Annotated in this window: 2 protein-coding genes; both read left to right on the forward strand. The window is 69.9% G+C overall.

The genetic code is table 11. The annotated features are described in order from the left end of the window. Positions 1-587: GlxA family transcriptional regulator (locus APM_RS12590; RefSeq protein ID WP_007423758.1), on the forward strand; the 587-nt coding region annotated here is incomplete at its 5' end. Next, a complete protein-coding gene (locus APM_RS12595) occupies positions 584-2,620 on the forward strand; it encodes an NADH:flavin oxidoreductase (protein WP_007423759.1) in 2,037 nt (678 codons plus the stop codon). The genes APM_RS12590 and APM_RS12595, both read left to right, overlap by 4 nt. Positions 2,621-2,649 lie beyond the last annotated feature (29 nt).

Raw genomic sequence — 2,649 nt, forward strand, 5'->3', positions numbered from 1 at the left:
GCTGCGCCGTCCACTGGGAGGACATGCCGGCGATGCGCGCCGAGTTTCCGGAGATCGAACTGGTCAACGAGCTGTTCGTGCTCGACCGCAACCGGCTGACCTGCACCGGCGGCACCGGGCCGCTCGACATGATGCTGGCGCTGATCGAGGCGCGGCTCGGCCGCAACGTGGCCGAGCATGTGCGGGCGATTTTCGTGCTCGACCGGATCCGCCCGAGTGCCGAGCGCCAGCCGCTCGACAAGGACGACCGCGGCCATGCCGGGCAGCCGATGCTGGCGCGGGCGATGGTGATGATCGAGGCGCGGCTTGGGGAAAAGCAGATTCTCGGCGAGATCGCGGGTGAGCTCGGCATTTCGCTGCGGCAGTTGCAGCGGCTGTTCCGCGCCCATGTCGGCGAGAGCCCGGCGGCGTTCATCCGGGCGCGGCGGCTGAAGCGGGCGCAGGGGATGCTGCAATCGCTGCGGGTGCCGGTGACCGATGTGGCGATGGCCTGCGGGTTCGGCTCCAGCACGCATTTCGCCAGCGCCTATCACGATTATTTCGGACATCCGCCGCGCGCCGAGCGGCGGCCGGGAGGCATTGCATGATCGCCCACGCCGAGGCGCTGTTCCGCCCGCTGACGATCCGCCGGACGACGTTCCGCAACCGGATCATGAGCACGAGCCACGCGCCGGGCTACGGCCGCGACGGCAAACCGCAGGAGCGCTACCAGCTCTACCACGCGGAAAAGGCGAAGGGCGGCATCGGGCTGACGATGTTCGGCGGATCGTCCTCCGTCTCGCTCGACAGTCCGGCGGCGCCGTGGAACCAGATATCGGTCGCGGATGACAGCGTCATTCCGTATTTTCAACAATTTTCCGAACGCGTGCACGCGCATGGCGCGGCGCTGATGATCCAGCTCACGCATATGGGGCGGCGGACCCGCTGGGATACCGAGAACTGGCTGCCGACGCTTTCCGCCTCGCCGCGGCGGGAGCCGGCGAGCCGGTCGATCCCGCGGGAGATGGAGCAGGAGGATATCGACCGGGTGGTCGCCGATTTCGCGGCGGCGGCGCGGCGGGCGCGCGAGGGCGGGCTCGATGGCTGCGAGCTCTCGGCGGCGCACGGGCACCTGGTCGACCAGTTCTGGTCGCCCTCGGTCAATCATCGCGGCGATGGTTATGGCGGGTCGCTGCAGAACCGGATGCGGTTCGGCTTCGAGATTCTCGAGGCGATGCGGGCGGCGGCGGGGGATGATTTCCTGATCGGCATCCGCATGTCGGGCGACGAGATGCTGGCCGAGGGGCTGAGCCACGAGGATTGCGTGGCCATCGCCGAGGCGCATGCGCGGCGCGGGCTGGTCGATTTCATCAACGTGCTCGGCGGGCAGGCGCGGGACCATCTGGCGCATGCGGTGTCGCTGCCGAACATGTCGTTTCCGGTCGCGCCCTTCCTGCCGCTGGCCAGCGCGATCCGCCGCGAGGTGGAGGTGCCGGTGTTCCACGCGCAGCGGGTCACCGACCTTGCCACCGCCGCGCGCGCGGTGGCGGAGGGACATGTCGACATGATCGCGATGACGCGGGCGCACATCGCCGACCCGCATCTCGCGCGCAAGCTGCAGGACGGGCGGGAGGACGATATCCGCCAGTGCGTCGGCGCCGGCTACTGCATCGACCGGATCTATACCGGGGCGGATGCGTTGTGCATCCAGAACGCCGCGACCGGGCGCGAGGCGACGATGCCGCACGTGATCGGCAAGGCGGCGCGGCGGCGGCGGGTGGTTGTCGTCGGCGGCGGGCCGGGTGGGCTGGAGGCGGCGCGGGTGAGTGCGGAGCGCGGCCACGAAGTGGTGCTGTTCGAGCGGGAGACGGCGCTCGGCGGGCAGATCAACATCGCCGCGAAGGCGGGATGGCGGGAGGCGCTGTCGGGGATTCCGCGCTGGCTCGGCGCGCAGGTGCGCAGGCTCGGCGTGGATCTGCGGCTCGGTGTCGCGGCGGATGCGGCGATGGTGCTGGCGGAACGGCCGGACATCGTGATTCTCGCGACCGGCGGCGTGCCCAATCCGGGCTTCATGGAGGGGGCGGAACTGGTGACGACGACCGCCGCGATCCTGCGCGACGGGATCGCGCTCAGCGGTTCGGTGCTGCTCTATGACGGGATGGGGCAGCACAACGCCGCCTCCTGCGCCGAGTTCCTGGCGAAGCGCGGCGCGCTGGTGGAACTCGCGACCGGCGACCGGATGGCGGCCGAGGAGGTCGGCACCACCAACCAGCCGATCCATCTGCGCGAACTCTACCGCCATGACGTGATCATGACGCCGAATCTCGACCTGCTCGCGGTGCGGCGGGAGGAGAACCGGCTGGTCGCGGTGCTGCGCAACACGATGGATCTCGCCGAGGAGGAGCGGGTGGTGGATCATGTCGTCGTCGATTTCGGCACGCTGCCGGATGACGCGCTTTATGATCCGCTGAAGGCGGGGTCGGTCAACCGGGGGCGGATCGATGCCGGCGCGCTGGTGGCGGGGCGGGCGCAGCCCTGGCCGGAGGACGGATACGCGCTGTATCGCATCGGCGATGCGGCGGCGGGACGCAACATCCACGCCGCGATCTACGACGCGCTGCGCCTCTGCAAGGATTTCTGATGGCGGGCCTGTTCGTCCTGCTGGCCTGG

It is taken from the genome of Acidiphilium sp. PM, from assembly GCF_000219295.1.
Lineage (GTDB): Bacteria > Pseudomonadota > Alphaproteobacteria > Acetobacterales > Acetobacteraceae > Acidiphilium > Acidiphilium multivorum.

What these genes read in the sequence shown, in the direction of transcription:
- APM_RS12595 (WP_007423759.1), top strand. Translation starts at nt 584, where the DNA reads ATGATCGCCCACGCCGAGGCGCTGTTCCGCCCGCTGACGATCCGCCGG.